Origin of the sequence: Alcanivorax sp. IL2, from assembly GCF_047495475.1 — a bacterium.
In the GTDB taxonomy this organism is placed as follows: Bacteria; Pseudomonadota; Gammaproteobacteria; order Pseudomonadales; family Alcanivoracaceae; genus Alcanivorax.
Genome location: NZ_CP179932.1, coordinates 690,412 through 716,284 on the forward strand (window position 1 = coordinate 690,412; position 25,873 = coordinate 716,284).

Genomic DNA, 25,873 nt, shown 5'->3' on the forward strand with positions numbered 1-25,873 from the left:
CGGCCCGGTGGTGTTTGCCACCGGGCTTTTTCGCCCCTGAAAAACCTGTATTTGTTCCACCAAGATCATTGCGGTGATTTTGTTTGAGCAAATCCGATCGGAGTACTACATGCAAACCGGAAACCTGCTGTTACTGCTGGTGGTGATGGTGGCTGGCGCCTACTTTGTGGGGCTTCGCCGCTCCTACGCGCTGGCCCGTCCCCTGGGGGGGATTCGCCACCTGCACTCGCTGCCGTTTTACTTTGCCATGCGTTCGGCCATGTGGTGTGCCATTCCTGCTCTGGTGGTGCTGGGCCTGTGGCTGGCGTTTGATGACAGCATTATCCGCCAGCAGGTGCTTGCCGGCTTGCCGGCGGAGCTGCAGCCGACGGATGCGTCCAGCTATAACCTGACGCTCAGCAAGATCCAGAACGTGGCCAGCGGTGCGCTGCCTGCTAATTTCGTCGAAGCGCCCATTGCTGCCGCGGCAGAGAACCTGCAGGCCCTGCGCCAGACCAGCGCCATGGCCCTGACCGTGGTGATTATCGTGCTGTGCATGTTCGGCGGCGCCTGGGCCTGGCTGAAAGTGTCACCGCAGTTGCGCGCTCGCCAGCAGGTGGAGCGGGTACTGCAGACCCTCTTCATGCTGTGTGCCACGGTGGCGATCCTGACCACCGTGGGCATTGTGCTGTCGGTCCTGTTCGAATCCATCCGCTTCTTCGGCAAGGTGCCGGTCACCGATTTCCTGTTCGGGTTGCAGTGGAGCCCACAGACTGCCCTGCGCGCCGATCAGGTAGCGTCCGGCGGTGCCTTCGGTGCCGTGCCATTGTTCATGGGCACCATGCTGATTTCCGCCATTGCATTGCTGGTGGCGGTGCCGGTGGGACTGATGTCCGCCATCTACCTGGCGGAATACGCCAGCAACCGGGTTCGTACCGTGGCCAAGCCGGCACTGGAAGTACTGGCCGGGGTGCCCACTGTGGTGTACGGCTTCTTTGCCGCCCTGACGGTGGCGCCTTTCATTCGTGGCATGGGCGAATCCATCGGCCTGGATGTGGCGTCGGAATCCGCTCTGGCTGCCGGCCTGGTGATGGGCATCATGATTATCCCCTTCGTGTCTTCCCTGGCGGACGATGTGATTACTGCCGTGCCCCAGGCCATGCGTGATGGCTCCCTCGGGCTGGGCGCCACCAAGAGCGAAACCATCAAGAAGGTGATTTTCCCGGCGGCCCTGCCGGGCATCATGGGCGGCATCCTGCTGGCCGCCTCCCGGGCCATTGGCGAAACCATGATCGTGGTGATGGCCGCTGGCCTGGCGGCCAATCTGACCGCCAATCCGCTGGAAGCGGTGACCACCATCACCGTACAGATTGTGACTTTGCTGACCGGCGACCAGGAATTCGACAGCGCCAAGACCCTGGCGGCCTTCGCCCTGGGCCTGATGTTGTTCATCACCACCCTGGTCATGAATATCTTCGCGCTGCATATCGTGAAGAAATACCGCGAGCAGTACGACTAGGAGCCGGAGAGAGACCATGAGCGAAACCACGGAAAAAGTTCGCAAGACGCTGGCCCGGCGCTACCGGGCCGAGAAGCGCTTCAAGGCATTTGGCATCGGCTCCATCGGCATTGGCTTGATGGCCCTGGTGCTGCTGTTCACCGACATTATTGGCAAGGGTCACAGCGCGTTCTTCGAGTATGAAGTCCAGCTGCCGATCACCTTTGACGCCGAGGTGCTGGATGTCAGCGACCCCCGCGACGAGGATGAACTGAACTACGGTAATTATCAGGGGGTGATCCGCGACGCCCTGGCAGAGCGCTTCCCCACCGTGGAAGGACGCCAGGATACCCGGGCGTTGAACCAGCTGGTGAGCACCGGCGCCGGTTATGCCCTGCGCGATATGTTGCGCGAAGATCCTTCCCTGCTGGGCGAGACCCGCACCCTGTGGTTGCTGGCCGATGACGACGTGGACCTGTTCCTCAAGGCCAGTGAAAAGCAACGCGAAGACAGCCGCCTGAATACCAAGCAGCAGCAGTGGGTCGCCGAGCTGGAAGCCTCCGGGGAAACCCGGATGGTATTCAACCAGTCCCTGTTCAGCTACGGCGATTCCCGTGAGCCGGAACAGGCCGGTATTCTCGGCGCCATTCTCGGGTCGCTGTTCACCATGATTGTGACCCTGGTGTTGAGTTTTCCGGTGGGTGTGGCCGCGGCGATCTACCTGGAAGAATTTGCCCCGAAGAACAAGTTCACCGATTTCATTGAAGTGAACATCAACAACCTGGCGGCGGTACCGTCGATCATCTTCGGCCTGCTGGGTCTGGCGGTGATCATCGGCCTGTTCGGCCTGCCCCGCTCGGTGCCACTGGTGGGCGGTATCGTACTGACGTTGATGACGCTGCCGACCATCATCATTTCCAGCCGCGCCGCCATCAAGGCGGTACCGCCCAGCATTCGCCAGGCGGCCATGGGGCTGGGGGCGTCGAAGATGCAGGTGGTATTGCACCATGTGCTGCCGCTGGCGCTGCCGGGCATGCTCACCGGTGCCATCATCGGTATGGCCCAGGCCCTGGGTGAAACCGCACCGCTGCTGATGATCGGCATGGTGGCCTTTATCGTCGATCTGCCCGCCGGCCCGCTGGATGCTGCCACGGTACTGCCGGTACAGATCTACCTGTGGGCAGACAGCCCGGAGCAATCTTTCGAAGCGTTGGCGTCCGCCGCGATCATGGTGCTGCTGGCCTTCCTGATCACCATGAACACCCTGGCGGTGGTACTGCGCAAGCGTCTTGAGCGGCGCTGGTAACGGACCGGTAACGAGGATTTGAGTGATGGAAACCGCACAGCAACTGGACAAACCGTCTCTGGGCAACAATGATGCGGCCAAAGACAAGGCCATAAACGAGCGTGACGCAATGACACAAGACACTCCCTATCCCGATCAGACCGTGGGTCAGCCCTTTGTGGACAACCCGAAAATGCGCCTGCGTGATGTGGAGGTGTTCTACGCCGATAATCAGGCTATCCATGGCGTCAGCCTGGATATCGGCAAGAACGAAGTGGTCTCGCTGATTGGTCCGTCCGGTTGCGGCAAGTCCACCTTCCTGCGCTGCCTGAACCGCATGAACGACACCATTGATATCTGTCGGGTGAAGGGCGATCTGCATCTGGAAGGGCAGGATCTTTACGACCCGAAACTGGATGTGGTGGAGCTGCGTGCCCGGGTGGGCATGGTGTTCCAGAAACCCAACCCGTTCCCCAAATCCATCTACGATAACGTGGCCTATGGGCCGCGCATCCATGGCCTGGCCAACAAGAAATACGACCTGGATGAGATCGTGGAAAACAGCCTGCGCAAAGCCGGCCTGTGGGATGAGGTGAAAGACCGCCTGCATGCGTCCGGCACCGGCCTGTCCGGTGGCCAGCAGCAGCGTCTGTGTATTGCCCGCACCATCGCGGTGAGCCCGGAAGTGGTGCTGATGGATGAGCCCTGCTCCGCGCTGGACCCCATCGCCACTGCCAAGATCGAAGAGCTGATCAGCGAACTGAGCGAGTCCTACACCATCGCCATCGTTACCCACTCCATGCAGCAGGCCGCGCGGGTGTCACACCGCACCGCCTACTTCCACCTGGGTCGTCTGGTGGAAATGAATGACACCGAGACCGTGTTCACCAAACCGGAACACGATCTGACGGAAGCCTATATCACCGGGCGCTTCGGCTAAGCGCCGCTCGGAGGAAAACAGATCATGGATCGCATGCATTTTGGTGAGCACAGCTCAACCCAGTTCAATGAGGCGCTGGAATCCATCCGCAACAATCTGATGGAGATGGGTGGCCTGGTGGAAAAGCAGGTAGTGGATGCCTTGCAGGCGTTGCTGCATGCGGATTCCGACCTGGCCCAGAAGGTGCTGGAGACGGAAGACAAGGTCGACAAGCTGGAAATGCTGATCGACGAGGAATGCACCCGGGTACTGGCTCTGCGCCAGCCTGCGGCCTCCGACCTGCGTCTGATCATTGCCGTCACCAAGGCCGTCTCCGACCTGGAACGGATCGGCGACGAATCGGCCAAGATTGCCCGCATGGGCCAGCAGCTTGCGGAAGAGGGCGAGTCCCCCCGTGGCTACGTGGAAGTGCGGCACATTGGCAACCACGTGCGCAACATGCTGCGCGATACCCTGGACGCGTTCGCCCGTTTCGATGCCAAGAAAGCCCTGGCCGTCGCCGCTGAAGACAACGAAGTGGACATGGAATACCGCAGCGCCATGCGTTCGCTGGTGACCTTCATGATGGAAGATCCGCGCTCTATTACCCGGATCCTCAACATCATCTGGTCCCTGCGTGCTTTGGAGCGTATCGGTGACCACGCCCGCAACATCGGCGAGCAGGTCATCTACCTGGTGGAAGGCAAGGACGTACGCCACATCACCGTGGACGAGATCGAAGCCAAGCTGAAGAAGTAAAAGACAGCTGCGAGCTACGAGCTTCTAGCCACGAGCAAAACCCTGCTACGTTGCCGCTGTAGGAGGGTCGCTTGAGACGCGAACCGAGCGCAGCGAGGAAATCGCCCGCAGAAGCGAGTGACGAGTTTCGAGTAACGAAAAGCAAAACCGGTTTTGATCTTCGAAACTCGCTTCTCGCAACTCGGAACTTTGCATCATCGCGCCGACAGCGACGCTCCTACAGGACCCTTATAAAGGCTGTGCCCGTTTCGGGCGCGGCCTTTTTCGTTTCGGGCATCGTCACAAAACCTTCCCGCATTGAGCCTTGTATCTTGCAACGTGCGTCTTTAATATCCGTATTTCCGAATATACGAATACAGGGCGGCCCATGCTCACTCCCACCCAGCTCTGCAAATGCCTCGGCGATGATCTTCGCTTGAGTCTGGTCTGTCTGTTGCACGGTCAGGGCGAGGTTTGTGTGTGTGATTTGGTGGATGCGGTCAGTGCGCCGCAGTCCACCGTGTCCCGGCATCTGGCCCAGTTGCGCCAGTGTCAGCTGGTGGTGGCGCGGCGCCAGGGCACCTGGATGCATTACCGCATCAACCCGGAGCTGCCCGCCTGGGCCCAACAGACGTTGGCGAATCTGGTATCACCGGCCTGCGAGGCCCTGTCTTTGACCCTTCCTGTCCCTGCCTGCTGCGAGAACTGACATGCAACTGCAACCCGTGACGATTCTGGTGCTGTGCACCGGTAATTCCTGCCGTTCCATTATCGGCGAAGCGTTGATCAATGCCCTGGGCGAAGATCGTTTTCGGGGGCTCAGTGCCGGCAGCCATCCCACCGGTCAGGTGAATCCCGGGGCGCTGGCGGTGCTGGCCCGCCATGGCATTACCCCGGCTAACCCGGCCTCCAAGTCCATGGACGACCTGGCCGATGAAGATATTGATCTGATCATCACCGTCTGCGACAGCGCTGCCGGAGAAGCCTGCCCGGTGTGGCTGGGGGATGTGCCCAAACTGCATTGGGGTCTGCCGGACCCGGCCCATGTGCAAGGCACGGACGAGGACATTGCCGCCGCCTTTGAGGCTACCTACCAGCAACTGGAAAAACGTCTTCAGGCACTGTTCGCGGTGTCGCTGGATGACCTCAATGAGAAAGGCCTGGTGGCCAGCGGTGAGCAAATCCACCGGGACCTGGAGGACCACTGATGCCGTTTTTTGAACGTTACCTCAGCGTCTGGGTGGGCCTGGCGATTATTGCCGGGGTCGGCCTGGGGTTGGCAGTGCCGCCCCTGTTTCAGGCGGTGGCCGCGTTTGAGTACGCCCACGTGAATCTGGCGGTGGCGGTGTTCATCTGGGTGATGGTCTACCCGATGATGATCCAGATTGATTTCACCGCGATCAAGAAAGTGGGACAGAACCCACGGGGGTTGCTGCTCACTCTGGTGATCAACTGGTTGATCAAGCCGTTCACCATGGCGGCGCTGGGCTGGCTGTTCTTCAAGGTATTGTTCGCCGGCTGGGTGGACCCGCAGACTGCCACCGAGTACATCGCCGGCATGATCCTGCTGGGCGTGGCGCCCTGTACAGCCATGGTGTTCGTGTGGAGCCACCTGACCAAGGGCGACGCTAACTACACCCTGGTGCAGGTGTCGGTGAACGACATCATCATGGTGTTTGCCTTTGCCCCTATCGCCGCCCTGCTGCTGGGTGTCAGTGATATCACCGTTCCCTGGGATACGCTGTTGTTGTCCGTGGTGCTGTATGTGGTGCTGCCGCTGATCGCCGGTTTCCTCACACGCCAGATGCTGGTGGCTAAAGGTGGCGAGGCGAAAGTGGAAAGCTTCGTTGGGGCGCTCAAGCCGATCAGCGTCATGGGTTTGCTGGCCACGGTGGTGCTGCTGTTCGGCTTCCAGGCGGAAACCATCCTCGCCAAACCCATGGCCATCGTGCTGATCGCTATCCCGCTGCTGATCCAGACCTACGGCATCTTCGTGATTGCTTACTGGGCGGCTCGTCGCCTGCGGCTGAAACACAACGTGGCCGGCCCTGCCTGCCTGATCGGCACCAGCAATTTCTTCGAACTGGCGGTGGCCGTGGCCATCAGCCTGTTCGGTCTGCACTCCGGCGCGGCGCTGGCCACGGTGGTGGGGGTGCTGGTGGAAGTACCGGTGATGCTGACCCTGGTGGCGATCGTGAATCGCACTCCCCACTGGTTCGAAGAGAGCAATGAATAGTTAATAGTTAATAGTGAATAGTTAATAGCGAAATCAAAACCGTTTGTGATCAAGGGTTCGTCATTCCCACAGAGGCCCTTCGGCCACTTGTGGGAAGCGATGCCTGCATCGCGAAGACGGCCTCCATTATTGCGAAAGAAGTCACCGTGCCATGAAAGATATGCCTAACCTCGATAACGATTGTTTCCAGGTCCCGACTACCGACAGCGTATTCCGGGATCAATCGTCCACCCACAAGCCGCGCATCCTGTTGTTGTACGGGTCCCTGCGCCAGCGTTCCTTCAGCCGATTGGTGGTGGCCGAGGCGGCGCGTCTGCTGGAGGCCATGGGGGCGGAGCCGCGGATTTTTCATGCCGATGGCCTGCCGCTGCCGGACAGTGAAGATGCCAGCCACCCAAAGGTGCAGGAACTGCGCGATCTGGTGACCTGGAGTGAGGGGATGGTGTGGTGCTCGCCGGAGCGCCATGGCGCCATGACCGGCATCATGAAAGCGCAGATCGACTGGATTCCCTTGTCCCTGGGCGCAGTGCGTCCTACCCAGGGAAAAACCCTGGCGGTGATGCAGGTATGTGGCGGCTCGCAATCGTTCAATGCGGTCAACCAGCTGCGCGTGCTGGGCCGCTGGATGCGCATGCTCACCATCCCCAATCAGTCGTCGGTGCCCAAAGCGTTTCTGGAATTCGATGAAAACGATCGCATGAAAGCCTCAGGCTTCTATGACCGTATTGTTGATGTGATGGAAGAGCTGGTGAAGTTCACGCTGCTTACCCGCGACCGCAGCGACTACCTCACCGACCGCTATTCCGAGCGCAAGGAAAGTGCTGAAGAACTGATGAAGCGAGTGAATCAGCGCAGCCTGTAGGTCGTAAAGATTTTTTTACCACAGAGGGCACAGAGGACACGGAGATAAACATTTTCTCGGTGGGTTTGGAGTCCTCTGTGGTAAAACCGCTTTTCCGCCTTTTATCTTTTCGACAACCGCGCACTACTTCCGGTGCTGGGTGACCGGCTTGCCGCGGATCATTTTCTTTTCCACGAACGGTGAGGTCATGGCGCGCACCAGGGCGCTGTAGTTGACGCCGAAACGCACTTCGTCCCCCACCCGCAGGCGCAGTTTGCCGCAGTCCAGCAGCAGGTGATCGCCGCTGGCGCCGAGAATGGTCAGACCCTCGGGTGCAAGCAGTCCGTTCGGGTCCAGATCCTGTTCCCCCACCGCCAGAATCGCCCGTGTCATGTCGCCGCTATCGGTGGAAACCACGTCGCCGCCGAAGGCGGTTTCGGCCAGCGTGCCCCAGGGCAGGGACGGTTTGGTTTTCGACTCGATTACTTCCGCCACCAGGGTGATGGCGTCGGTGTGCAGGCCGTCAACGGGCTGACGATGCAGGGGCTCGCAACCGAGCAGGATGGCTTCGCCGAGGCGCAGATGGTTGATGCGGCCGGTGGCGCTGTTGCCCAGTGCCCAGTCCAGGTTGGCGGAATTGCCGCCGGAAACCAGTCGCAGCTGGATACCCAGCGCGGTTTCCACCTCGCCGGCCAGGGTCGACAGGGCGCCCATGTTGTCCGCATCCGGGGCCATGCCGCTGTGGCAGGCCAGGTTGGTGCCGATGCCGGTGAGCTCCAGGTTGGGCAGCCGCACCACTTCGCGGGCGGCGCTGATCAGATCTTCAGGGAGAATGCCCTCACGCAGATCTCCCAGTTCCACCATCAGCACGATACCGTGGCTGCGTTCGGCTTCCTCGGCGGCGGCGGACAGTCGGCGTACCACCGACAGTTCGGTGTTGAAACTGATATCCGCGTTGCGTACCACCCGCTCCACCTGGCTGAGCATGGGCGAGCGGATCAGCATGATGGGGGCAGAAATGCGCTGCTGGCGCATGGCCTCGATATTCTCGATGCGCGAATCCCCCAGCCCGCTCATGCCGGCGCGCAACATGGCCTTGGCAATGTCCAGGGAGCCCAGTGCCGCCTTGGTGACGCCGGTGACGGCGATGCCCCGGTCGCCCAGGTCTTCCACCAGCATGCGGGCATTGTGGCTGATCTTGTCCAGATTGATGTCCAGTCGCGGCGCGCTCATTGCGGCGCGCCTGTCAGTTCTTGGCGCAGGGCAGGAAAGGCGGCAAACACCATCTCCAGCAGGTGCCGGGCCGGCCGGTTCAGGGCGTCGGTGACCGGGATGCCCAGTTCCTGGCCGAAGCGGACCATGGCCAGGCTGACCTGGTCGTCATCCATGTGCTCGTGGTTGAGGGTCATGCCGATCACGCGGGTGTCGGCAAAGGTCTCGATCAGGGTGATTTCGTCCGCCGGGTTCGGCATGGCCATGTTGTCGAAGTCGCAGCGGGACGTTCGCCCGGGCGCATGCTGCAGCACCACCGCCTGCGGGCAGGCGCCGCGCAGAATAAAGGAGGTGGTAGAGAAGGCCGGGTGACTCAGGGCGCCCTGGCCTTCAATGATGATCACGTCCGGCTGCTCGTTGTTAAATGCCTCGACGATGGTGGCTTCCAGTTCGCCGGCACAAAATTGCGAGGGTACTGAGTCCAGCGCGACACCGTAACGGGCGCCCTGGATCAGCCCGGTCTGGCCGGTGCCTACCATTACTGCCTTGAGGCCGATGGCATTGAGGGCGGCGGTGAGCACGGTGGCGGTGGTGCGTTTGCCGATGGCGCAGTCGGTGCCCAGTACGGCAATGCGTGGGCAGGTGACCTGATGGATGCTGCCGCTGAACATGCGCAGAAATTTCTTTGGCCGGGGTCGGCGCACATCGACGATATCCACCTTGTGGGCAATGCGGGCGGCGGCGAATTCCGGGTCGTCGTTGAGAAATTCATGCAGGCCGTTAACGATGCTCATGCCCTTGCCCATGGCGGCCAGCACCACCTCGCGCTGGGCGTCGGAGAGCAGGCCGCTGGCCGGCGCCATGCCGAAAATCAAAAAATCCGGGAGCGTCGTTGTTTGACTGAGGGCGTCGTCCATGTCGCGGCATACCGGAATACCGTTGGCGGTGCCGTCCAGAATCATGCCGCTGTCGAGCCCGGCCTGGGTACTGTCGATCACTGACAGCACGGTATATTTTTCCGAGTGACGAATCAGGCCGTTGGCGGTTTTGCCGTCGATGTCACCGAACTGGCCTTCGCAATAGATGATCGCGGTGGCGGTGCGGTTGCTGGTGGGGTGGGGCAGGGTGTGGGCGTTATGCAGGGCGGGGTCGGGCAAGGAGGAAGCGCTGGTGGGTGGTGCCTGGGCGGAATAGGGGCGTGGACGCAACGAAATCGGGGAAACGGTACTCATGGTGGCTCCTCTGGCGGCACTAAGCTTAGAGGGGCAATGGCGATGAGGTCGGCCTGAGGCACCGTAAAACAGCGAGAGGACCCCACTAAGCGGTGGGGTGAAACGGCGCACACAGTAGCACGGATGCGGCCCGGGCGTGGGAATTATACCGGTGGCATCCGCACTGCTGGATGAAAAGTCAGACCGCGCGGATCAAAAACCCCTGACGCGGCAGGTGCACATGTACCCGGCCCACGGCATCCTCGTCCCGCGCCACGATCCAGCGCTCATTGGTGCTGGCCACCAGGGTGCCTTCTACCGGAATGCGCCCGTAGTCGTTCGGGACCACGCTCACGGTCTTGCCGATCAGCGCCTGGTCCTGGGTGGAATCGGGCAGTGGACGGGGGGTGGCAGCACGGGCCTGCTCCAGGGCCTGGTCGGCACTGATCTCGGTGCTGTTGCCCTGGCCATAGGCCTGCAGGCGATCCATCCAGGCATTGACCTTGGGAAACCGTTTGAAGCGAGGCTGTTCGGCCAGGTCACGCTGGAACCACAGGCTGTGGTAGGCGGAGAAATCACCGGCGTTTGGGGTGTCGCCAAACAGGAAGGGGTGTGATTCCAGCTTCCCTTCCAGATCGGTAAGATGCGCTTCCACCATGCGCTTCATCTGTTTCGGGCTGTTGGTTTTCACCTTGGCCTTGCTGCCCATGGCGATGCGGTCCCACAACAGGCGGCCGAGATCCAGCAGCGAGGATTCCTTGAGCACCTTGCGCAGCAGGGTCAGGTTGCCGGCGGAAATAATGCAGGCGAGAAAGATATCCAGGTCCACCCGGGCGACAAAATCCTGCACGTTGACACCGGCGTTGCTGGCGATCAACTCCGGCTTGCCGGCCAGCGCGGCGATCTCCGCGCCGATAATGCGCGTGTCACAGAATACATCGGCGCCGTTTTGTGCCACCGGAATTTTCCGGTAGCCACCGGCCAGGGGAGCCAGCATCGGGCGCGGCGGCATTTCCCGCACGGTGACCGATTGCCAGTCCAGACCGGCATAGCCGAGCATGGCCCGTACCTTTTCGGAAAAGGGGGACAGGGCGTAGTGGTGCAGAATCAGGTCTGACATGGGGGCTCCGTGGTCAAAGAAATCGCGGCGACATTACTAACATGGGGCGCTTGTGCACCGCGTGAAGATTTAGTGATGGGGGCTGGCACCGAACCAGGTTGTCAGGCCCATCTCCATGGATTGCTCGGTGCTGCCGAACCAGATTTGGCCATCCTGAATCATGCATTGCAGTTGCATGGTGCGCTGCATCAGTGGCGCCAGGGTTGCTTCGCTGTCCGGGTCCACATGCACGATGTGCAGGTTGCTGAAGCGGGTCACCTTGTTCTTCATGCTCTCCCACCATACCTGTGGTGCCCGGGCGCCATAGGTGTAAAGCGTCACCTGTCGCGCCAGGCCGCAAGCCTTGCGCAGGCGCTTTTCGTCTGGCATGCCCAGCTCGATCCAGTGTGCCAGGGTATCGTCCGGGTTGCGCTGCCACAGGTCCGGCTCGTCGGTGCTGGACAGGCCCCGGGTAAAGGTCAGGTCTTCGTGGGCATTGAGGGCAAAGGCCAGCAGCCGCAACATCATCCGCGATTCGGTTTCCGACGGGTGCAGCGCCACGGTCAGATTATGGGTGGCGTAGTAGTCCCGGTCCATGTCAGACACGGTCAATTCGGCTTTGTAGATAGTGGCGGTGAGGGCCATGGGGTGGGACTCGCAAACAGGCAGCACGCAACACGCGTGCACGCAAAAAACGGATTGTATCAGGCTTTATGCGTGTCGCGTGGCGCCTGTTCAATCAGGCTTACAGCAACGCCCACATCCCGAAGCCGACAAACAGCACGGCACTGATTCGGTGGGCCCAGGTTTCCAGTTTGTCGCCGCCGAACTGATGCGCCAGCCAGATCACCGGCAGATTGGCGGCGATCATGCCCAGGGTGGAGCCGCCCAGCACCGGCCAGAACTGATCCTTGAACTGTACCGCCAGGGCAATGGTGGCGAACTGGGTCTTGTCACCGATCTCGGCAATGAAGAACAGCACCAGAGCAGTCAGGAAGGGGCCGAAGCGGGGGTTCTCATCCACTTTCTCATCGCCGTCCGGGATCAGCATCCACAGGCCCAGGGCGATAAAGCTGATGCCGAGAATCCAGCGCAGCCAGTCGCCGGGAATGGCGCCGGCCAACCAGTCACCAAACCATACCGAGGCGCCATGGTTAAGCAGGGTGGCCACCACCACGCCAGCCAGAATCGGCCAGGGCTTGCGGAATTTGAGGATCAGGGCCAGGGACAGTAGTTGGGTCTTGTCGCCAATCTCGCCGAGGGCAACCAGCAGGAAAGAGCTGAACAGGGCTTCCATGAACGTTTCCAGAGGGGCGGGATTGCGACACAGAGACACCACCGGTCAATCCCGCCCCAGCGGAATACCAGTGATGTCTCAGGTCTCGTCAATCCGTAAGGACGCGGACGCGGCCACCATGCGCATGCGGCGCAACTATGTTGATGACCGCCAAGGGGTGAAAACCGAGCGACTACTCCCCCAAGACGGGGCAAACCTTAGCGGCAATATTGTTTTCGGGCAAGTACAATGGGGCCAATGTTAATGACGCGGATTGTAGGAGCTATGCTTGCATGGCGAACCGTCGAAGGCGATCACCGCAAGCAGGTTCGCCATGCAAGCAGCATAGCTCCTACAGAAAGAGGGTATTTCATGAGCGACGCAGAACGGCTGGTCGATATCGAAACCAAACTGGCCTACCAGGAAGACCTGGTCCAGCACCTGAACAAGGTGGTCAGTGATCAGCAGGGAAAAATCGACGAGCTGGAAAAGGTGTGCCGCAAACTGGTGGACCGGGTGCTGGATCTGTCCGAGGAAATGGCGGCGTCACGTATCGAGGATGCACCGCCGCCGCATTACTGAGGGTTGTCCCACAGGGCCTTGGCCTGCGTCGCGGAAAGCGGCTCCTTTTCCCAGATGATGGCATCATGAGCGCCTGCCCCGAAAGCAAGATCCTGCAGCACCCGTGTTTCTACCTCACAAAGACCGCCTTCTGCCTTGTCCCGCGGGTGCATGATAAGGCGATAGCTTTTCAATCTGGATCCGCCGTTCATTTGCCCGAGCGAGGCTCGCAACAGTGTTTCGGCAACAAGGAAATGGCCGACCAACAGTCGTGACGTACTAAAGGCATCTGTGGCAGGAAAACGTCGCGACTCCCCCGGGTTGTCCAGGGAGGTGATGACGTAGCGATTTTCGTGGATCTGGACGTAGAAGTCTTCAGAGAACCATCGGCGAATGGCGGCCAGCAGCATAGGGTGGCTCTATTACAGTTGCGGGATAGCTGGTGGGGTAGAAAGCGGAGCAGGCCGGCGGCCTGCTCCAGGTGTGATCAGGCAGGAACCGGCTCGCCCTGAGCGGTTTCGCCGTTGCGCTCGGAGACCTGGCCGTTGAGGGTGAACAGGTCATAGAGCACCCCGAAACCGAGCAGGCCCAGGGTCAGAAGGTAGAGCACCCCGGTGCCGATCTTGCCCATGTAGAAGCGGTGGGCGCCGAAGATACCCAGAAACAGCATCAGTACCCAGGCCACGCTGTAATCGGTCTCGCCGGTCTTGAACTGGTTATTGGCATCCCGATTCATGCCCGGAATCAGGAAGGCATCCACGATCCAGCCGATAAAGAAGACCCCGGCGGTCAACATCCACAGCAGGCCGGTGAGCTGACGACCATAGTAGAAACGGTGGTAACCGAAGATACCGCCGAAAAACCACAGCAGATAGCCGATGGGTGTCAGGTGCGTTTCTTTTTTTGTTGCATGGGTTTTCCCCTCCATTGGTAAAGTAAAAAAGCGTCCCTGCTATCGCGGGGTTGGGCGCGGGCGGGCAGGGCCCATCAGTCCGTAATGAGCTCCCCCGCGCAACTATTAACTATTCATTGTTAATTATTAACTGTCGTTACTCGGTGTCCTCGATGCTCAACCCTCGCGTGGCGATATCCAGGCTGGAGGCATCGGTTTCGTTGCCGAGCTTGATCATCAGGCGCAGATCATTGGGGGAATCCGCGTGCAGCATGGCGTCTTCGTAGGTGATCTCGCCCACGGAGTAGAGGTCGTAAAGGGCCTGGTCGAAGGTCTGCATACCCTGTTCCCGGGACTTGCTCATCAGCTGCTTGAGCATGTGCACTTCGCCCTTGCGGATATGGTCCTGCACCAGTGGTGTGCCCAGCAGTACCTCGATGGCAGCGCGGCGACCCTTGCCGTCCGGGGTGGGAATCAGTTGCTGGGCGACGATGCCTTTCAGGTTCAGGGACAGATCCATCCACAGCTGGCCGTGACGATCTGCCGGGAAGAAGTGGATGATCCGGTCCAGCGCCTGGTTGGCGTTGTTGGCGTGCAGGGTGGCCAGACACAGGTGGCCGGTTTCCGCGAAGGCGATGGCCTTGTCCATGGTGTCCGGGGTACGGATCTCACCGATCAGGATCACATCCGGCGCCTGACGCAGGGTGTTCTTCAGCGCTACATCAAAGGACTCGGTATCGATACCCACCTCACGCTGGGTGACGATGCACCCCTGGTGCTGGTGGATGAATTCGATGGGGTCCTCAATGGTGATGATGTGGCCCTTCGAGTTCTTGTTGCGGTGGCCGATCATGGAGGCCAACGAGGTGGACTTACCAGTACCGGTGGCCCCCACGAAGATCACCAGGCCCCGCTTGGTCATGGCCAGTTCCTTGATCACTGGCGGCAGACGCAGGTCATCCACGTTGGGGATCTTGGTCTCGATGCGGCGCAGCACCATGGCCACCAGGTTGCGTTGGTAGAAGGCGGACACCCGGAAACGGCCGATGCCCCGGGCGGAAATGGCGAAGTTGCACTCGTGGTGGGCGACGAATTCCTTGCGTTGCTGTTCGGTCATCACGCCAAACACGATGTCCCGGGTCATGTCCGGGGTCAGCGCGCTCTTGGTCACCGGCAGGATCTTGCCGTTCACCTTCATGCTGGGTGGAACCCCGGCGGTGATGAACAGGTCGGAGCCGCCTTTCTGTACCATCAGTTTGAGGAGCTCTTCGAATTCCATTTGTTATCTCCTCGTCAGATTGAGTCCGGGCTCTTGGCTTTTTCCCGGGCTATGTCGCGGGCCACGAGGCCTTTATTGACCAGCCCCTGCAGGCACTGATCCAGTGTCTGCATGCCCAGCGCGCCGCCGGTCTGGATGGCAGAGTACATCTGCGCCACCTTGTCTTCGCGGATCAGGTTACGGATCGCCGGAGTGCCCATCATGATTTCGTGGGCGGCCACCCGGCCGCCACCGTTTTTCTTCATCAGGGTCTGGGATACCACCGCCTGCAGGGATTCCGACAGCATGGAACGGATCATGGATTTTTCTTCGGCGGGGAAAACATCCACCACCCGGTCAATGGTCTTGGCAGCGGAGGTGGTGTGCAGGGTGCCGAATACCAGGTGACCGGTTTCCGCGGCGGTCAGCGCCAGGCGGATGGTTTCCAGATCCCGCAGTTCGCCCACCAGAATAATATCCGGATCCTCCCGCAGGGCCGAGCGCAAGGCTTCGGAAAAGCCCAGGGTATCGCGGTGGACTTCCCGCTGGTTGACCAGGCATTTTTTCGATTCGTGCACGAATTCGATGGGATCCTCAATGGTGAGGATGTGCTCGTAGCGCGAATCGTTGATGTAGTCGACCATGGCCGCCAGGGTGGTGGACTTACCGGAACCGGTGGGGCCGGTAACCAGCACAATGCCCCGGGGCATGTCGGAGATTTTCTGGAAGACCTTGCCCATGCCCAGGTCTTCCATGGTTAGTACTTTCGAGGGAATGGTCCGGAATACCGCACCGGCACCGCGGTTGTGGTTGAAGGCATTCACCCGGAAACGGGCCACGCCGGGCACCTCGAAGGAAAAATCCGTTTCGAAGAATTCTTCGAAATCCTTGCGCTGCTTGTCGTTCATGATGTCGTAGATCAGCGCGTGGACTTCCTTGTGCTCCATGGCCGGCAGATTGATGCGGCGCACGTCGCCGTCCACGCGGATCATCGGAGGCAGACCGGCGGACAGATGAAGATCGGACGCGCCGTTTTTGGCGCTAAAAGCGAGCAGCTCGGTAATATCCATGGGTTTCTACTTGCGTTGTCTGGTATTGAAAGGGAGCCCGAAGCCCCCTTTTGTTATTATGGCGAGCGCCGGAAATTGGCTTCCTCAGAAATTCGTCGCATGCCTAAAGTAACCCGACCTCTTGAGCCGTTCAATAATGACAGACTCCAAAAGCCCACTGATAGAGATCAATGCGCAAATTAGTGCATTTTGTGAGCAATCCGGCCGTAATTCCGACAGTGTGCAGCTTTTGGCGGTCAGTAAGACCCGCACACCGGACGAGTTGGCCCGCCTGGCTGACCAGGGGCAGCGGCATTTCGGCGAAAACTATCTGCAGGAAGCCCTGGACAAGATAGCGGCGCTGCAGGGGCGGGACCTGGTGTGGCACTTCATCGGGCCGATTCAGTCCAACAAGACCCGCGATATCGCCGCTCACTTTGACTGGGTGCACTCGGTGGACCGGCTAAAAGTGGCTCGCCGCCTCAGTGAGCAGCGCCCGGCGGATCTGCCCCCGCTGAATGTCTGTATTCAGGTGAACGTGGACGACGAAGACAACAAGAGCGGTATTGCGCTGGAGGCGGTGCCCGCCCTGGCCGCCGAAATCGTCACTCTGCCCAACCTTCGTCTGCGTGGCCTGATGGCCATTCCCCGGGCGGGCAGTGAGGACAGCAGCCGGGGGGCTTTCCGACAGCTCGCCATGACACTGTCACAATTGCGCAATACAATGCCGTCCCTCGATACGCTCTCCATGGGCATGAGCGCGGATTATGGCGTGGCCATCGAAGAAGGCGCCACCATCGTTCGTGTGGGCACCGCCCTGTTTGGTCCGCGCACCGCCTGACGACACCAGCAAGTATCGTCAGCGCATCGAGACACCGTACGCGTTACAACACAAGACAAGGATTGCGCAGTTATGGCACAGCAAAGCATCGGATTTATCGGCGCCGGTAACATGGCCACCAGCCTGGCCGGCGGCATGGTGGCGAAAGGAATTCGCCCCGCCCGCATCTGGATGAGTGACCCCTCCCGGGATCGCCTGGAAGAAGTCTCCCAGCTGCACCGTGTGCACGTGAGCACCGAGAACCGTGACGTGGCCGGCCGGGTGGATGTGCTGGTGCTGGCGGTGAAACCGCAAATGATGCAGGCCGTGTGTGAAGATCTGCGTGACCTGATTGCCGATCGCCAGCCGCTGGTGATCTCCATCGCTGCCGGTGTCACTGTGGCCAACCTGCGCAGCTGGTTGGGCGAGACGCCGATTGTGCGTTGCATGCCCAACACGCCGTCGCTGGTCCAGGCCGGTGCCACCGGCCTGTATGCTGCCGAGGGCGTCAGCGATGAGCAGAAAGCCATGGCCAAGGACATCCTCGGCTCCGTGGGGCTGACCTTCTGGTTTGCCGAGGAAAAGGAACTGGATGCGGTCACCGCCGTCTCCGGCTCCGGCCCGGCCTACTTCTTCCTGTTGATGGAATCGTTGATCGAAGCCGCCAAGGCGCAAGGGCTGGACCCGGCCACGGCCCGCCAGATGGTGCTGCAGACTGCCTGGGGTGCGGCGCAACTGGCTATCGCCAGCGAAGCGGGCCCGGATGTGCTGCGCCAGCAGGTCACCAGCCCCGGCGGCACCACCGCTGCGGCGCTGAATGTCTTCGAGGAAGCGGGCTTCCGCGAACAGGTCCAGGCCGCCGTCGCCGCGGCGCGGGAGCGGTCGGAAGAGTTGGCGGGGTAAGAGCAGCTACAAGCTTCAAGCTACAAGGCGCGTGAAAGGTAGTCAGGTCTTGGCATGCTGTGCCCGCGTAGGTCGTTTGAGCACGGGCACGGCCTTGTTGAAAAGAGGGGATATGACGTGTTGCAGCTTGCAGCTTGTAGCTTGCCCCTCGCAGCTTGATTTTCCTGTCCCAAGCCCCAAACTCTTCCCCTGTTGCGAACCACGGAGTAATCCATGAACCCCCAGGGCGCCCTGTTTTTCCTGCTGGACTTTGTTTTCAGCGCCTACATCTTCATCGTACTGACCCGCTTTGTGCTGCAGCTGGCCCGGGCGGATTTCTATAATCCCATCTCCCAGTTCGTGCTCAAGGCCACCAACCCGCTGCTCAAACCCCTGCGTCGGGTGATTCCCGGTTACGGTGGGCTGGATATTGCCGCGCTGGTACTGGTGGTGGTGCTGATCATCCTCAAGACGGTGATCCTGTTGAGCATCCAGGTGGGAGGCTTCCCCAGCGGTATCGGTGCCGCCCTGGTGCTGCATGCCTTGCGGGAACTGGCCAGCCTGATTCTCAATTATGTGTTCTGGACGGTGCTGATCCGCGTGCTGCTCAGCTGGGTGGCCCCGGACCCCTATAGTCCGGTGGTGCGGGTGATCGTGCAGATCACCGAGCCGATCATGGCGCCGGTACGCAAATTGCTGCCGCCCATGGGAGGCTTCGATTTGAGTCCGCTGTTTGTGTTGTTGGGCATCCAGCTGTTACAGATCCTGTTCCAACTGCACTAAGCATAGGGATCCAAGAAGGCGCCTCATGGCGCCTTTTTCATGTCTGCATAAGAAATGTTGTGCAAGGTTTTTACTTGCACCTGACAAGCGTATAAATAACGTCTGCGAAAATGTTGCCTGGAAAAGGAACGATGATCATGGAAGAGGGGGTGGACCTGCGTCTGGTGGGCCTGAAGGAACTGCATCGGTTGTCATTGCTGGATGGTGCGGATAGCCGCGAGTTGTATCGACAGTATCTGGAAGTGGGTTGCCGCCTGCTGGGGTTGTCTGTCGGCATCATCAGTCGCGTGCAGGGCCAGGACTATCAGGTGCTGGCGGTGCAGTCTGGCAACGACGCCATCCGCACCGGTGACCATTTCGCCCTGGGCGATACCTATTGTGCTGAAGTGCTGGAAAAGCAGGGCTCAGTGGCGCTTTTCGATGTGGGCGCTCTGGAATCCATGCGCTCTCACCCCAGCTATACCGGCTTGAACCTGCAGGCTTATATCGCCACACCCATTCGGGTACAGGGTGACGTTGTCGGCACCCTGAACTTCAGTGACACCCGGCCCCGTCCGGAGCCCTTCAGCATGGAGGAAATGGAATTCCTGGAACTGATGGCCCTGTCTCTGGGCCATGGCCTGGAACGTTCCTGGCTGGAAACCCAGCGGGTGCGGGCGGTGGAAGACATGGAAACCAATGTGGCGCTGTTCGAGGGGGCATTCCGCCACGCCGCCATTGGCATGGCCATCGTCGCTCCCAATGGCCGCTGGTTGCGAGTCAACGAGGCGGTGAGTCAGATTGTCGGCTACAGCGATAGCGAGCTGCGCGAGATTGATTTCCAGGCCATCACCCATCCGGATGACCTGGAAAAGGATCTGGAGTATGTGGACAGCCTGCTGCGTGGCGAAGCCACCACCTACCGGATGAAAAAACGTTATACCCACAAGGATGGCCGCGAAGTGTGGGTATTGTTGGCGGTCTCGCTGGTGCGCAACAGTGATGGCACTCCGCGCTATTTCCTCTCCCAGCTCGAAGACATCACCGCCCAGGTGAACGGCGAAATTGCCCTGCGCGAGCAGCGCGACGAACTGGAACAGCTCAACCGCGAACTGGCCGGCCTGGCCCGCCAGGATTCACTCACCGGCCTGAGTAACCGCCCGGTGATTCTGGAGCAGCTGCGCCAGCATCTGAAGCTGGGCCTGCGAACCCGCGAGCCCCTCTCGCTGGTCCTGGTGGAAGTGGGCAATCTGGACCAGCTGAACCAGCAGCATGGCCATGCTGCCGGCGATGATGCCCTGGTGGCAGTATCCGAGGCGTTGGACACGCTGGGTGGAAATCATGCCTGCCTGGGGCGCTTCACGGGTAAACAATTCCTGATGCTGCTGCCGGAGGCCGGTCTCAATCAGGCGGAGAGTGTGGCAGAGGATTGTCGCCAGACGGTGTTGTCTTTGCCCGAGGTGCCGGTACCCCTGACGGTGAGTCTTGGTGTGGCTACCCTGATGCCCTGTGACGCGGATCAGGAAGACTACGGCTCTACGGACACTGCCCTGCAGGCGGTGGAGACCGCCCTTGCCGCCGCCCGTGAGGCGGGCAGGAACTGTTTCCGGACGGTGACGTTGTAGGGCGAAGATCAGCTACTAGCTGCGAGTTGCGAAGAGCAAACCGGTTTTGCCTTTCGCTTCTCGTGCTTCTCGTAACTCGCGAAACCACCTGCGTGAAGTCTCGGCCCTTGATGGCGGGGCCATCCCTTTCCGATCCCCCTTTCTGTTTTTTTGCCTGATCTGTTCCTGCCGTTCGCCGGGATACGCCCTGTATCATATTGTAAGTTCCAAAAAGGAACCTACAATGACGGGCATTCCCTACCTAAGGCAAACAGGACATTCCCATGAACATTGCGACTCTGACCGGCCTGGAAATCATGCAGGCCTTCGCCGCCGGCAAACTGCCGCGCCCACCCATCTCCGAGACCATGCCCATGGAACCGGATCGGGTGGAAGAGGGCCGGGTGGTTTTCCTCGCTACCGCGGATGAGCGCCACACCAATCCCCTGGGGGGCGTGCACGGCGGCTTTGCTGCCACGGTGCTGGACTCGGTCACTGGCTGTGCCACCCACACGGTGCTGGCCGCTGGCGAGAGTTACGGCACCACCGATCTGAACATCAAGATGTGTCGGCCGCTGCCGTTCAACAAGACCCTGCGCGCGGAAGGCCGGGTGATCAACGTGGGCCGCAGCCTGGTGATCAGCGAAGGGCGCATCGAAGACGAAGACGGCAGACTCTATGCCCACGCTACCGCCACCTGCATGGTGATCCGCCAGCGCTGAGTGCCCGCCCCCGGGTTGTCTCTGCGCCTCGGCGGTGTAGCCTGAAGGCAGGGTCCGGCGACCCTGCCGGGCTTGTACCGGAAGGAGGTGCTATGGAGACACAGTGGTTTGATCAGGGCTGGGGCCGTCTGGAGGACGATGGTCGGCTGGCCCGGGAAATGGAGCTGCGCAGCCGTCTGCTGATGAACCTGCAACAGGGCATCACCGACAAGGGCTGGAATCGGGATCATGCCTGCCGCTGGCTGGATCTGCCCGGCACCCGGGTGGACGCGCTGCTGGCCGGCAAGATCGGGGCCTTCAGTCTGCACGAGCTGGCGACACTGATGGAGCAGGCCGATATCCACTGGCGGGTGTCAACGCGGGATCGCGCCCTGCTGGATCACCTGATCCGCGAGCAACAGGCCGGTGTCGGCGCCTGATCCGAGCCTGCCTGCAGGCTCCTGTGGGGCTGAATAATAAGGTCGCTAGTCGGCTGGTGCGGGTCTGCCACTGTCACCACAGGCAGGGCGTCTTGCCCTGTTTCTCCTGGGAGGCCATCCAGTCGAGGATGCGCCCGCCCAAAGGGCGTTGGGTGGCGTCGGCGGCCAGTGCCACGGCCTCGCGCAGGCCTTCAATATCGATGCCGGTGTTCAGGCCACAGCTTTCCAGCAGGTAGACCAGGTCTTCCGTGGCCATATTGCCGGTGGCACCTGGCGCGAAGGGGCAACCGCCCAGGCCGCCCACCGAGGCATCGAATTTTCTTACCCCCAGATCCGCGGCTTCCCAGGCCATGGCGGCGGCCAGCCCGCGGGTGTCGTGCAGGTGCACATAGAACCGTTCGGCCCTGAAGTCGCGAATCAATGGCGTCATGATGGCCTTCATCTGCTGCGGGTTGCCGGCGCCGATGGTGTCGGCAATGGCCACCTCGTCACTGCCGGCGGCGAACATGCGCTCGGCCAGCTGCCGGGGCAGGCTCACGGGCACCGGGCCGTCGTAGGGGCAGGCGAAGGCGCCGGAGATATAGGTGCGCGTGGCAATGCCGTCTTTCCTGGCCGCCGCAATGATGGCCTCGCAGCTCTGCGCCGCCTGTTCCAGGCTCATGCGCAGGTTGCGTTCGTTGAAGGAATCCGTGGTGGACAGCACCAGCGCCACCGTGGGGTAGCCTGCTTCTTTGGCAAGCTGGTAGCCCTTCAGGTTGGGGACCAGGGCGGTGTAGTGCAGGTGGTCGCCCTGCGGCAGCAAGGGGGTGAGCGCGGCGGCGTCGGCCATCTGCGGAATGGCCTTGGGGCTGACAAAGCTCACCGGTTCCAGATAGCGCATACCGGCATCCACCAACAACCGGGCCAGCCGGGCCTTGGTGTCCGTGTCCACGGTCACCGGTTGGTTTTGCAGGCCGTCGCGGAGCCCTACTTCGTTGATGATTGCCTGGTCTGCCATTTGCGTTGCCGTGCTGCCAATTAAGGGGCGGACAGTTTGCCATCGTCGCCGGTCTGGCGCGAGTGGCCAGAACTGACAGGTTCTTGGTGGTTTCGGTTTTCAGTTCCCGGCCAGCCTGTGACAACAATAGCCCCCGAATACAAACAACAATCGGGAGCCAACCATGAGCAGCCTGCCGGATTGCGCCATGCTCAAGCATGTGCACCACAGCGCCTACCGCTGCCGCGATGCGGAGCAGACCCGCTGGTTTTACGAGGATGTACTTGGCCTGCCGCTGACCCTGGCCATGGTCTTCGATGAAGAGCCGGGCACCGGGCGCAAGATCGACTACATGCACCTGTTCTTCAAAATGGGTGACGACAACTTCATCGCCTTCTTCGATGCCCCGGAAGGCGCCGACGAAAAACTGTTCCGCCCGCGCAGCGCCTTCGACCTGCACCTGGCCTTTGAAGTGGACACCCGGGAAGAGCTGAAAGCCTGGCGTCGCCGCATCAACCAGGCCGGCCGCCCCTGCTTTGGGCCCATCGACCACGAGTTCATCCATTCCATCTATTTCTTCGACCCCAACGGCATCCCGCTGGAAATCACCATCAAGGACGCCAGCTATGAGGAAGTGGTGGCGGAAGACGCGGCCAACGCCCACAGCGTGCTCGAGGCCTGGACCGAAAAGACCCGTGCCCTGAAAGAGCAGACCTTCGGTGCCGACGCCCTGGATCTGCGCGGTATCGACATGAGCAAGACGGACTTTTCAAAACTGAAGGGCTCCAGCAACAAGGACGCGCCGCAATGAGCAAGCATTATGACCGCACCCCCTATCTCGTGACCTTCACCGAACCATCCCGTTTCAAGGATACCTACGCCGGCCCCATGGATATGGTGGCGCTGGAGTCCCACCTGCTTACCCCGAAAAGCGGCCCGGGTAACACCGTGGTGATCTTCATGCACCCGGTGGGCGGCGGCGCCTACCTGCCCATGGTTTCGGCGCTGGCGAAAGCGGGGTTGTCGGTGATCTATTGCAACAGCCGCTACCGGGGCGCCGACAGCGCCCTGTTGATGGAAAAGGTAGTGGCGGACCTGGGCGCCTGCGTGCGCGATGCCAAAGAGCGACTGGGCTTTGAAAAGGTGGTGCTGGCGGGCTGGTCCGGCGGTGGCTCCCTGAGCCTGCTCTATCAGGCGGAAGCGGAAGACCCGCAGATCACCGAGACCCCGGCCGGTGACCCCTACGACCTGACCGCCCGGAAACTGATTCCCGTCGACGGCATCATGCTGCTGGCCGCCCATGTGTCCCGGGCCATCACCATGACCGAATGGCTGGATCCGTCCGTGCTGGATGAGAACAACCCGGAGCAGCGGGACCGGGACCTGGATATCTACCATCCGGACTGCCCCAACCAGCCGCCCTACAGCGAAGATTTTGTGGCCCGCTTCCGCCAGGCGCAGATCGACCGCAACCGGCGCATCACCGACTGGGTGAAAAGCAAGCTGGCGGACTTTCGTGCCCGGGGCCTGGCCAACGAGGAGTACGGCTTTATCGTCCACCGCACCATGTGCGACGTGCGCTGGCTGGACCCGCAGCAGGACCCCAACGAGCGTACCCCCGGCACCTGCTATCTGGGCGACCCGCAGACCGTCAACAACGGCCCGGTGGCCCTGGCCCGCTTCAACACCCTGCGCGGCTGGCTGAGTCAGTGGAGCTATGACGATTCCCGCGCCAACGGCCCGGCCTGCGCCGGGCGCATCCGCGTGCCCGCCCTGGTGATTGGTAATACCGCAGACAATGCCTGCACCCCCAGCCATACCCGTCGGCTGTTCGCCGGGTTCCAATCAGGTCAGGCCACCCTGCGCGAGGTGGCCGGTGCCAACCATTATTACTTCGGCCAGAACGACAAACTGGCTGAAGCGGTGGCGCACTGTACGACCTGGCTGCAAGAGCAGGGGCTGCTTTCCTAGCCAGACAAAGCTCCAACAGGTAAGGGCGCGGGCAATTGTGAATTCTCTTCACACCTTGTCTGACAGTCATACCAGCGCCGCTTCATCCGCCCCGGCACTGGCCTAGCGTCGGTAAAAACAACAACGGAGTAATTACGGGATGGGTCTGATCATTTTTCTTCTGGCGCTGGCGATACTCACGACAGTGTCCATCACCCTGTTGTTCTACATGTGCTGGTTCTACGACCGTCGCAGCTTTCCTGAGCAGGCGCAGCTGCCCGGTGAGCAGCCGCTGCGGCTGTTGCCCACCGTGGTGGGCATCATCAAGGAAGCCGCCAGCCTTAGCGTGCTGGTGTTCAGCTACCCGCTGCGGCTGATTCACGATGCCTCGCCGGTGCGCAGCCGCCACCACGGGGAAACGCCAGTGATTCTGGTGCACGGCTACGGCGGCAACAGCGCCAACTTCCTGTTCATGCAGTGGCGGCTGAAATGGCGCGGCTGGGGCAATGTGTATTCGGTGAGCTACACCCCGCCGCACATCAACGCCCGCAAACTGGCTCAGCAGGTCAACGATCATGTGGAGCGTATCCTCGCTTCCACCGGCGCGAAAAAAGCCCATATCGTCTGCCATTCCATGGGTGGCCCGCTGACACGCTACGCCCTGAAAAACCTGGGCCTGGCCGGCAAGATCGACCGGGTGATCACCCTGGGCAGCCCTCACTACGGCTCGCGCATCGCCGGCCTGTTCCCGGCCCAGGGTTCTGCCGCGCAGATGCGCTACCAGAGCCCCTTTGTGCAGGAGCTGGCGGAAGGTGGCGGTTGCCCCGGCGGCGCCCGTTTCTTCTCCATCTACTCCAACCTGGACAACTTTGTATTGCCAGTGTCCACCGCTGTTCTGGAGGGGGCGGAAGCCAATATTAACGTGCCGTATCTGGGTCACTGCGCCCTGTTGTACAGCAATCGCGTGCTGGATCAGGTGGAGCGTTGCCTGTTATCGCCGAAGCCGGAGATTTGATCCGTGACAATGTTGCATTAGCGATTGGCTGGGATCATGGTTAAAGCAGGAGAACAGAAAACCGTGATGCAACAGAGGGAGCGAATCATGAGTGAATACGGTGCAACGGTTGCCTGGCATCTCAAGCCGGGCGCGTCGTTCGATTACGAACACTTCAACCGGGAACACGAGTGGACCTTCGCCGGTGGCGAGGTGGTGCAGGCCTCGGCCTCGCCGGAATACTTCGGCTGCGGAAACCGGGTGAACCCGGACGAGGCGGTCATTGCCGCCACCTCCAGCTGTCACATGCTCACCTTCCTGTCGATTGCGGCCAAGCAGGGCCTCAAGGTGCTCAGTTACATCGACCAGCCTGTCGGCACTGTGGAAAAGGCCGGCGATGGGCACCTGGCCATCACCCGCATCGTGCTGCGCCCGCGGGTGGTGTTCGATGATGGCCAGGAACCGGATGCCGCTGCGATGGACAAGCTTCACGCCAGTGCCCACCGCAACTGTTTTGTGGCCAATTCCCTCAAGGCCGATATCCGCATCGAGCCGATCTGACCTAACCCATCGCTCCTGCGGCGGGAAAGTCCGTTGCAGGAGTGTCTTTAGAAAGGCGCGACGCGATGTTAGCGCCCGGGATAACGGTATACAGCGGACCGGACAGTCACTCGCGGATGATGTTGCCTT

29 protein-coding genes are annotated in these 25,873 nt (G+C 61.0%); 19 read left to right on the plus strand and 10 right to left on the minus strand.

The annotated features are described in order from the left end of the window. The first annotated feature begins 109 nt into the window (after window positions 1–109). The 8 genes from pstC to arsH all read left to right on the plus strand — a co-directional run bounded on the left by pstC (window position 110) and on the right by arsH (window position 7,517). Complete coding sequence (gene pstC, locus ACMG4N_RS03125) at window positions 110–1,498, plus strand: phosphate ABC transporter permease subunit PstC (RefSeq protein ID WP_035249711.1); 1,389 nt, start codon at window positions 110–112, stop codon at window positions 1,496–1,498. Window positions 1,499–1,514: 16 nt separating this feature from the next. Then, on the plus strand, window positions 1,515–2,783 hold the full coding sequence (gene pstA / locus ACMG4N_RS03130) for a phosphate ABC transporter permease PstA (RefSeq protein WP_035249713.1): 1,269 nt from the start codon (window positions 1,515–1,517) through the stop codon (window positions 2,781–2,783). Window positions 2,784–2,808: 25 nt separating this feature from the next. Beyond that, window positions 2,809–3,702: a phosphate ABC transporter ATP-binding protein PstB gene (gene pstB / locus ACMG4N_RS03135; protein ID WP_035249715.1), complete on the plus strand. Its 894-nt coding sequence runs from the start codon at window positions 2,809–2,811 to the stop codon at window positions 3,700–3,702. A gap of 21 nt (window positions 3,703–3,723) precedes the next feature. Further along, window positions 3,724–4,440, plus strand: a complete 717-nt coding sequence (gene phoU / locus ACMG4N_RS03140; RefSeq protein WP_035249717.1) for a phosphate signaling complex protein PhoU — start codon at window positions 3,724–3,726, stop codon at window positions 4,438–4,440. A gap of 367 nt (window positions 4,441–4,807) precedes the next feature. Further along, on the plus strand, window positions 4,808–5,128 hold the full coding sequence (locus tag ACMG4N_RS03145) for a metalloregulator ArsR/SmtB family transcription factor (protein WP_297767856.1): 321 nt from the start codon (window positions 4,808–4,810) through the stop codon (window positions 5,126–5,128). 1 nt (window position 5,129) lies between these two features. After that, window positions 5,130–5,627 (plus strand): arsenate reductase ArsC, encoded by a 498-nt coding sequence (locus tag ACMG4N_RS03150; RefSeq protein WP_297767859.1) that lies wholly within the window; start codon window positions 5,130–5,132, stop codon window positions 5,625–5,627. Then, entirely contained in the window at window positions 5,627–6,655 is a 1,029-nt protein-coding gene (arsB, locus tag ACMG4N_RS03155; protein WP_297767862.1) for an ACR3 family arsenite efflux transporter, read from the plus strand. The genes ACMG4N_RS03150 and arsB overlap by 1 nt, the downstream gene beginning before the upstream one ends. A gap of 151 nt (window positions 6,656–6,806) precedes the next feature. Beyond that, complete coding sequence (arsH, locus tag ACMG4N_RS03160) at window positions 6,807–7,517, plus strand: arsenical resistance protein ArsH (RefSeq protein WP_297767865.1); 711 nt, start codon at window positions 6,807–6,809, stop codon at window positions 7,515–7,517. Window positions 7,518–7,640: 123 nt separating this feature from the next. Here arsH and ACMG4N_RS03165 read toward each other — a convergent pair whose 3' ends face one another. From ACMG4N_RS03165 to ACMG4N_RS03185, 5 genes are all read right to left on the minus strand, one after another. Continuing rightward, a complete protein-coding gene (locus tag ACMG4N_RS03165) occupies window positions 7,641–8,729 on the minus strand; it encodes an alanine/ornithine racemase family PLP-dependent enzyme (RefSeq protein WP_297767868.1) in 1,089 nt (362 codons plus the stop codon). After that, a complete protein-coding gene (locus ACMG4N_RS03170; RefSeq protein WP_297767871.1) occupies window positions 8,726–9,940 on the minus strand; it encodes a DUF1611 domain-containing protein in 1,215 nt (404 codons plus the stop codon). Before ACMG4N_RS03170 ends, ACMG4N_RS03165 begins: the two co-directional genes overlap by 4 nt. Window positions 9,941–10,118: 178 nt before the next feature. Then, window positions 10,119–11,039, minus strand: coding sequence for a glutathione S-transferase family protein (locus tag ACMG4N_RS03175; protein WP_297767874.1), 921 nt, complete (start codon window positions 11,037–11,039; stop codon window positions 10,119–10,121). Window positions 11,040–11,108: 69 nt separating this feature from the next. Beyond that, the gene (locus ACMG4N_RS03180; RefSeq protein WP_297768095.1) at window positions 11,109–11,663 is read right to left on the minus strand and encodes a YaeQ family protein; all 555 of its coding nucleotides are present in this window, start codon (window positions 11,661–11,663) and stop codon (window positions 11,109–11,111) included. A 100-nt stretch (window positions 11,664–11,763) separates the two neighbouring features. Next, window positions 11,764–12,315, minus strand: a complete 552-nt coding sequence (locus ACMG4N_RS03185; RefSeq protein WP_297767877.1) for a TMEM165/GDT1 family protein — start codon at window positions 12,313–12,315, stop codon at window positions 11,764–11,766. Window positions 12,316–12,666: 351 nt separating this feature from the next. Here ACMG4N_RS03185 and ACMG4N_RS03190 point away from each other — a divergent pair, with 351 nt between their 5' ends. Then, window positions 12,667–12,876, plus strand: a complete 210-nt coding sequence (locus tag ACMG4N_RS03190; protein WP_035249734.1) for a SlyX family protein — start codon at window positions 12,667–12,669, stop codon at window positions 12,874–12,876. Here the strand turns inward: ACMG4N_RS03190 and ACMG4N_RS03195 are convergent. The 4 genes from ACMG4N_RS03195 to ACMG4N_RS03210 all read right to left on the minus strand — a co-directional run bounded on the left by ACMG4N_RS03195 (window position 12,870) and on the right by ACMG4N_RS03210 (window position 16,075). After that, window positions 12,870–13,265: a hypothetical protein gene (locus ACMG4N_RS03195; protein WP_414432890.1), complete on the minus strand. Its 396-nt coding sequence runs from the start codon at window positions 13,263–13,265 to the stop codon at window positions 12,870–12,872. The two genes, ACMG4N_RS03190 and ACMG4N_RS03195, sit on opposite strands and share 7 nt — an antisense overlap. Window positions 13,266–13,342: 77 nt before the next feature. Beyond that, entirely contained in the window at window positions 13,343–13,783 is a 441-nt protein-coding gene (locus ACMG4N_RS03200) for a TM2 domain-containing protein (RefSeq protein ID WP_414432891.1), read from the minus strand. A 121-nt stretch (window positions 13,784–13,904) separates the two neighbouring features. After that, entirely contained in the window at window positions 13,905–15,026 is a 1,122-nt protein-coding gene (locus tag ACMG4N_RS03205; RefSeq protein WP_297767888.1) for a PilT/PilU family type 4a pilus ATPase, read from the minus strand. 14 nt (window positions 15,027–15,040) lie between these two features. Next, window positions 15,041–16,075 (minus strand): type IV pilus twitching motility protein PilT, encoded by a 1,035-nt coding sequence (locus tag ACMG4N_RS03210; RefSeq protein ID WP_297767892.1) that lies wholly within the window; start codon window positions 16,073–16,075, stop codon window positions 15,041–15,043. 136 nt (window positions 16,076–16,211) lie between these two features. Between ACMG4N_RS03210 and ACMG4N_RS03215 the strand changes: the two genes are divergently transcribed. The 6 genes from ACMG4N_RS03215 to ACMG4N_RS03240 all read left to right on the plus strand — a co-directional run bounded on the left by ACMG4N_RS03215 (window position 16,212) and on the right by ACMG4N_RS03240 (window position 21,263). After that, window positions 16,212–16,895, plus strand: a complete 684-nt coding sequence (locus tag ACMG4N_RS03215; RefSeq protein ID WP_414432892.1) for a YggS family pyridoxal phosphate-dependent enzyme — start codon at window positions 16,212–16,214, stop codon at window positions 16,893–16,895. 72 nt (window positions 16,896–16,967) lie between these two features. Further along, complete coding sequence (gene proC, locus ACMG4N_RS03220) at window positions 16,968–17,777, plus strand: pyrroline-5-carboxylate reductase (RefSeq protein WP_297767898.1); 810 nt, start codon at window positions 16,968–16,970, stop codon at window positions 17,775–17,777. A 213-nt stretch (window positions 17,778–17,990) separates the two neighbouring features. After that, window positions 17,991–18,539: a YggT family protein gene (locus ACMG4N_RS03225; RefSeq protein ID WP_297767901.1), complete on the plus strand. Its 549-nt coding sequence runs from the start codon at window positions 17,991–17,993 to the stop codon at window positions 18,537–18,539. Between the two features lie 131 nt (window positions 18,540–18,670). Then, window positions 18,671–20,143: a PAS domain S-box protein gene (locus ACMG4N_RS03230; protein WP_297767903.1), complete on the plus strand. Its 1,473-nt coding sequence runs from the start codon at window positions 18,671–18,673 to the stop codon at window positions 20,141–20,143. 263 nt (window positions 20,144–20,406) lie between these two features. Further along, complete coding sequence (locus ACMG4N_RS03235) at window positions 20,407–20,844, plus strand: PaaI family thioesterase (protein ID WP_297767905.1); 438 nt, start codon at window positions 20,407–20,409, stop codon at window positions 20,842–20,844. Window positions 20,845–20,936: 92 nt separating this feature from the next. Continuing rightward, entirely contained in the window at window positions 20,937–21,263 is a 327-nt protein-coding gene (locus ACMG4N_RS03240) for a hypothetical protein (RefSeq protein ID WP_297767907.1), read from the plus strand. Window positions 21,264–21,336: 73 nt separating this feature from the next. Here the strand turns inward: ACMG4N_RS03240 and ACMG4N_RS03245 are convergent, their stop codons facing one another. After that, complete coding sequence (locus tag ACMG4N_RS03245) at window positions 21,337–22,260, minus strand: hydroxymethylglutaryl-CoA lyase (protein WP_414432893.1); 924 nt, start codon at window positions 22,258–22,260, stop codon at window positions 21,337–21,339. A gap of 163 nt (window positions 22,261–22,423) precedes the next feature. On the opposite strand from ACMG4N_RS03245, the gene ACMG4N_RS03250 reads away from it, so the two are divergent. The 4 genes from ACMG4N_RS03250 (at window position 22,424) to ACMG4N_RS03265 (ending at window position 25,744) form a co-directional block, all read left to right on the plus strand. Then, entirely contained in the window at window positions 22,424–23,050 is a 627-nt protein-coding gene (locus ACMG4N_RS03250) for a VOC family protein (RefSeq protein ID WP_414432894.1), read from the plus strand. Further along, window positions 23,047–24,210, plus strand: coding sequence for an alpha/beta hydrolase (locus ACMG4N_RS03255; RefSeq protein WP_414432895.1), 1,164 nt, complete (start codon window positions 23,047–23,049; stop codon window positions 24,208–24,210). Before ACMG4N_RS03250 ends, ACMG4N_RS03255 begins: the two co-directional genes overlap by 4 nt. Before the next feature lie 139 nt (window positions 24,211–24,349). Beyond that, complete coding sequence (locus ACMG4N_RS03260; protein WP_414432896.1) at window positions 24,350–25,204, plus strand: esterase/lipase family protein; 855 nt, start codon at window positions 24,350–24,352, stop codon at window positions 25,202–25,204. Window positions 25,205–25,291: 87 nt separating this feature from the next. Continuing rightward, entirely contained in the window at window positions 25,292–25,744 is a 453-nt protein-coding gene (locus ACMG4N_RS03265) for an OsmC family protein (protein ID WP_297767917.1), read from the plus strand. The last annotated feature ends 129 nt before the right edge of the window (window positions 25,745–25,873 follow it).

What these genes read in the sequence shown, in the direction of transcription:
- pstC (WP_035249711.1), top strand. Translation starts at nt 110, where the DNA reads ATGCAAACCGGAAACCTGCTGTTACTGCTGGTGGTGATGGTGGCTGGC.
- pstA (WP_035249713.1), top strand. Translation starts at nt 1,515, where the DNA reads ATGAGCGAAACCACGGAAAAAGTTCGCAAGACGCTGGCCCGGCGCTAC.
- pstB (WP_035249715.1), top strand. Translation starts at nt 2,809, where the DNA reads ATGGAAACCGCACAGCAACTGGACAAACCGTCTCTGGGCAACAATGAT.
- ACMG4N_RS03145 (WP_297767856.1), top strand. Translation starts at nt 4,808, where the DNA reads ATGCTCACTCCCACCCAGCTCTGCAAATGCCTCGGCGATGATCTTCGC.
- ACMG4N_RS03150 (WP_297767859.1), top strand. Translation starts at nt 5,130, where the DNA reads ATGCAACTGCAACCCGTGACGATTCTGGTGCTGTGCACCGGTAATTCC.
- arsB (WP_297767862.1), top strand. Translation starts at nt 5,627, where the DNA reads ATGCCGTTTTTTGAACGTTACCTCAGCGTCTGGGTGGGCCTGGCGATT.
- arsH (WP_297767865.1), top strand. Translation starts at nt 6,807, where the DNA reads ATGAAAGATATGCCTAACCTCGATAACGATTGTTTCCAGGTCCCGACT.
- ACMG4N_RS03165 (WP_297767868.1), bottom strand. Translation starts at nt 8,729, where the DNA reads ATGAGCGCGCCGCGACTGGACATCAATCTGGACAAGATCAGCCACAAT.
- ACMG4N_RS03170 (WP_297767871.1), bottom strand. Translation starts at nt 9,940, where the DNA reads ATGAGTACCGTTTCCCCGATTTCGTTGCGTCCACGCCCCTATTCCGCC.
- ACMG4N_RS03175 (WP_297767874.1), bottom strand. Translation starts at nt 11,039, where the DNA reads ATGTCAGACCTGATTCTGCACCACTACGCCCTGTCCCCCTTTTCCGAA.
- ACMG4N_RS03180 (WP_297768095.1), bottom strand. Translation starts at nt 11,663, where the DNA reads ATGGCCCTCACCGCCACTATCTACAAAGCCGAATTGACCGTGTCTGAC.
- ACMG4N_RS03185 (WP_297767877.1), bottom strand. Translation starts at nt 12,315, where the DNA reads ATGGAAGCCCTGTTCAGCTCTTTCCTGCTGGTTGCCCTCGGCGAGATT.
- ACMG4N_RS03190 (WP_035249734.1), top strand. Translation starts at nt 12,667, where the DNA reads ATGAGCGACGCAGAACGGCTGGTCGATATCGAAACCAAACTGGCCTAC.
- ACMG4N_RS03195 (WP_414432890.1), bottom strand. Translation starts at nt 13,265, where the DNA reads ATGCTGCTGGCCGCCATTCGCCGATGGTTCTCTGAAGACTTCTACGTC.
- ACMG4N_RS03200 (WP_414432891.1), bottom strand. Translation starts at nt 13,783, where the DNA reads ATGGAGGGGAAAACCCATGCAACAAAAAAAGAAACGCACCTGACACCC.
- ACMG4N_RS03205 (WP_297767888.1), bottom strand. Translation starts at nt 15,026, where the DNA reads ATGGAATTCGAAGAGCTCCTCAAACTGATGGTACAGAAAGGCGGCTCC.
- ACMG4N_RS03210 (WP_297767892.1), bottom strand. Translation starts at nt 16,075, where the DNA reads ATGGATATTACCGAGCTGCTCGCTTTTAGCGCCAAAAACGGCGCGTCC.
- ACMG4N_RS03215 (WP_414432892.1), top strand. Translation starts at nt 16,212, where the DNA reads ATGACAGACTCCAAAAGCCCACTGATAGAGATCAATGCGCAAATTAGT.
- proC (WP_297767898.1), top strand. Translation starts at nt 16,968, where the DNA reads ATGGCACAGCAAAGCATCGGATTTATCGGCGCCGGTAACATGGCCACC.
- ACMG4N_RS03225 (WP_297767901.1), top strand. Translation starts at nt 17,991, where the DNA reads ATGAACCCCCAGGGCGCCCTGTTTTTCCTGCTGGACTTTGTTTTCAGC.
- ACMG4N_RS03230 (WP_297767903.1), top strand. Translation starts at nt 18,671, where the DNA reads ATGATCATGGAAGAGGGGGTGGACCTGCGTCTGGTGGGCCTGAAGGAA.
- ACMG4N_RS03235 (WP_297767905.1), top strand. Translation starts at nt 20,407, where the DNA reads ATGAACATTGCGACTCTGACCGGCCTGGAAATCATGCAGGCCTTCGCC.
- ACMG4N_RS03240 (WP_297767907.1), top strand. Translation starts at nt 20,937, where the DNA reads ATGGAGACACAGTGGTTTGATCAGGGCTGGGGCCGTCTGGAGGACGAT.
- ACMG4N_RS03245 (WP_414432893.1), bottom strand. Translation starts at nt 22,260, where the DNA reads ATGGCAGACCAGGCAATCATCAACGAAGTAGGGCTCCGCGACGGCCTG.
- ACMG4N_RS03250 (WP_414432894.1), top strand. Translation starts at nt 22,424, where the DNA reads ATGAGCAGCCTGCCGGATTGCGCCATGCTCAAGCATGTGCACCACAGC.
- ACMG4N_RS03255 (WP_414432895.1), top strand. Translation starts at nt 23,047, where the DNA reads ATGAGCAAGCATTATGACCGCACCCCCTATCTCGTGACCTTCACCGAA.
- ACMG4N_RS03260 (WP_414432896.1), top strand. Translation starts at nt 24,350, where the DNA reads ATGGGTCTGATCATTTTTCTTCTGGCGCTGGCGATACTCACGACAGTG.
- ACMG4N_RS03265 (WP_297767917.1), top strand. Translation starts at nt 25,292, where the DNA reads ATGAGTGAATACGGTGCAACGGTTGCCTGGCATCTCAAGCCGGGCGCG.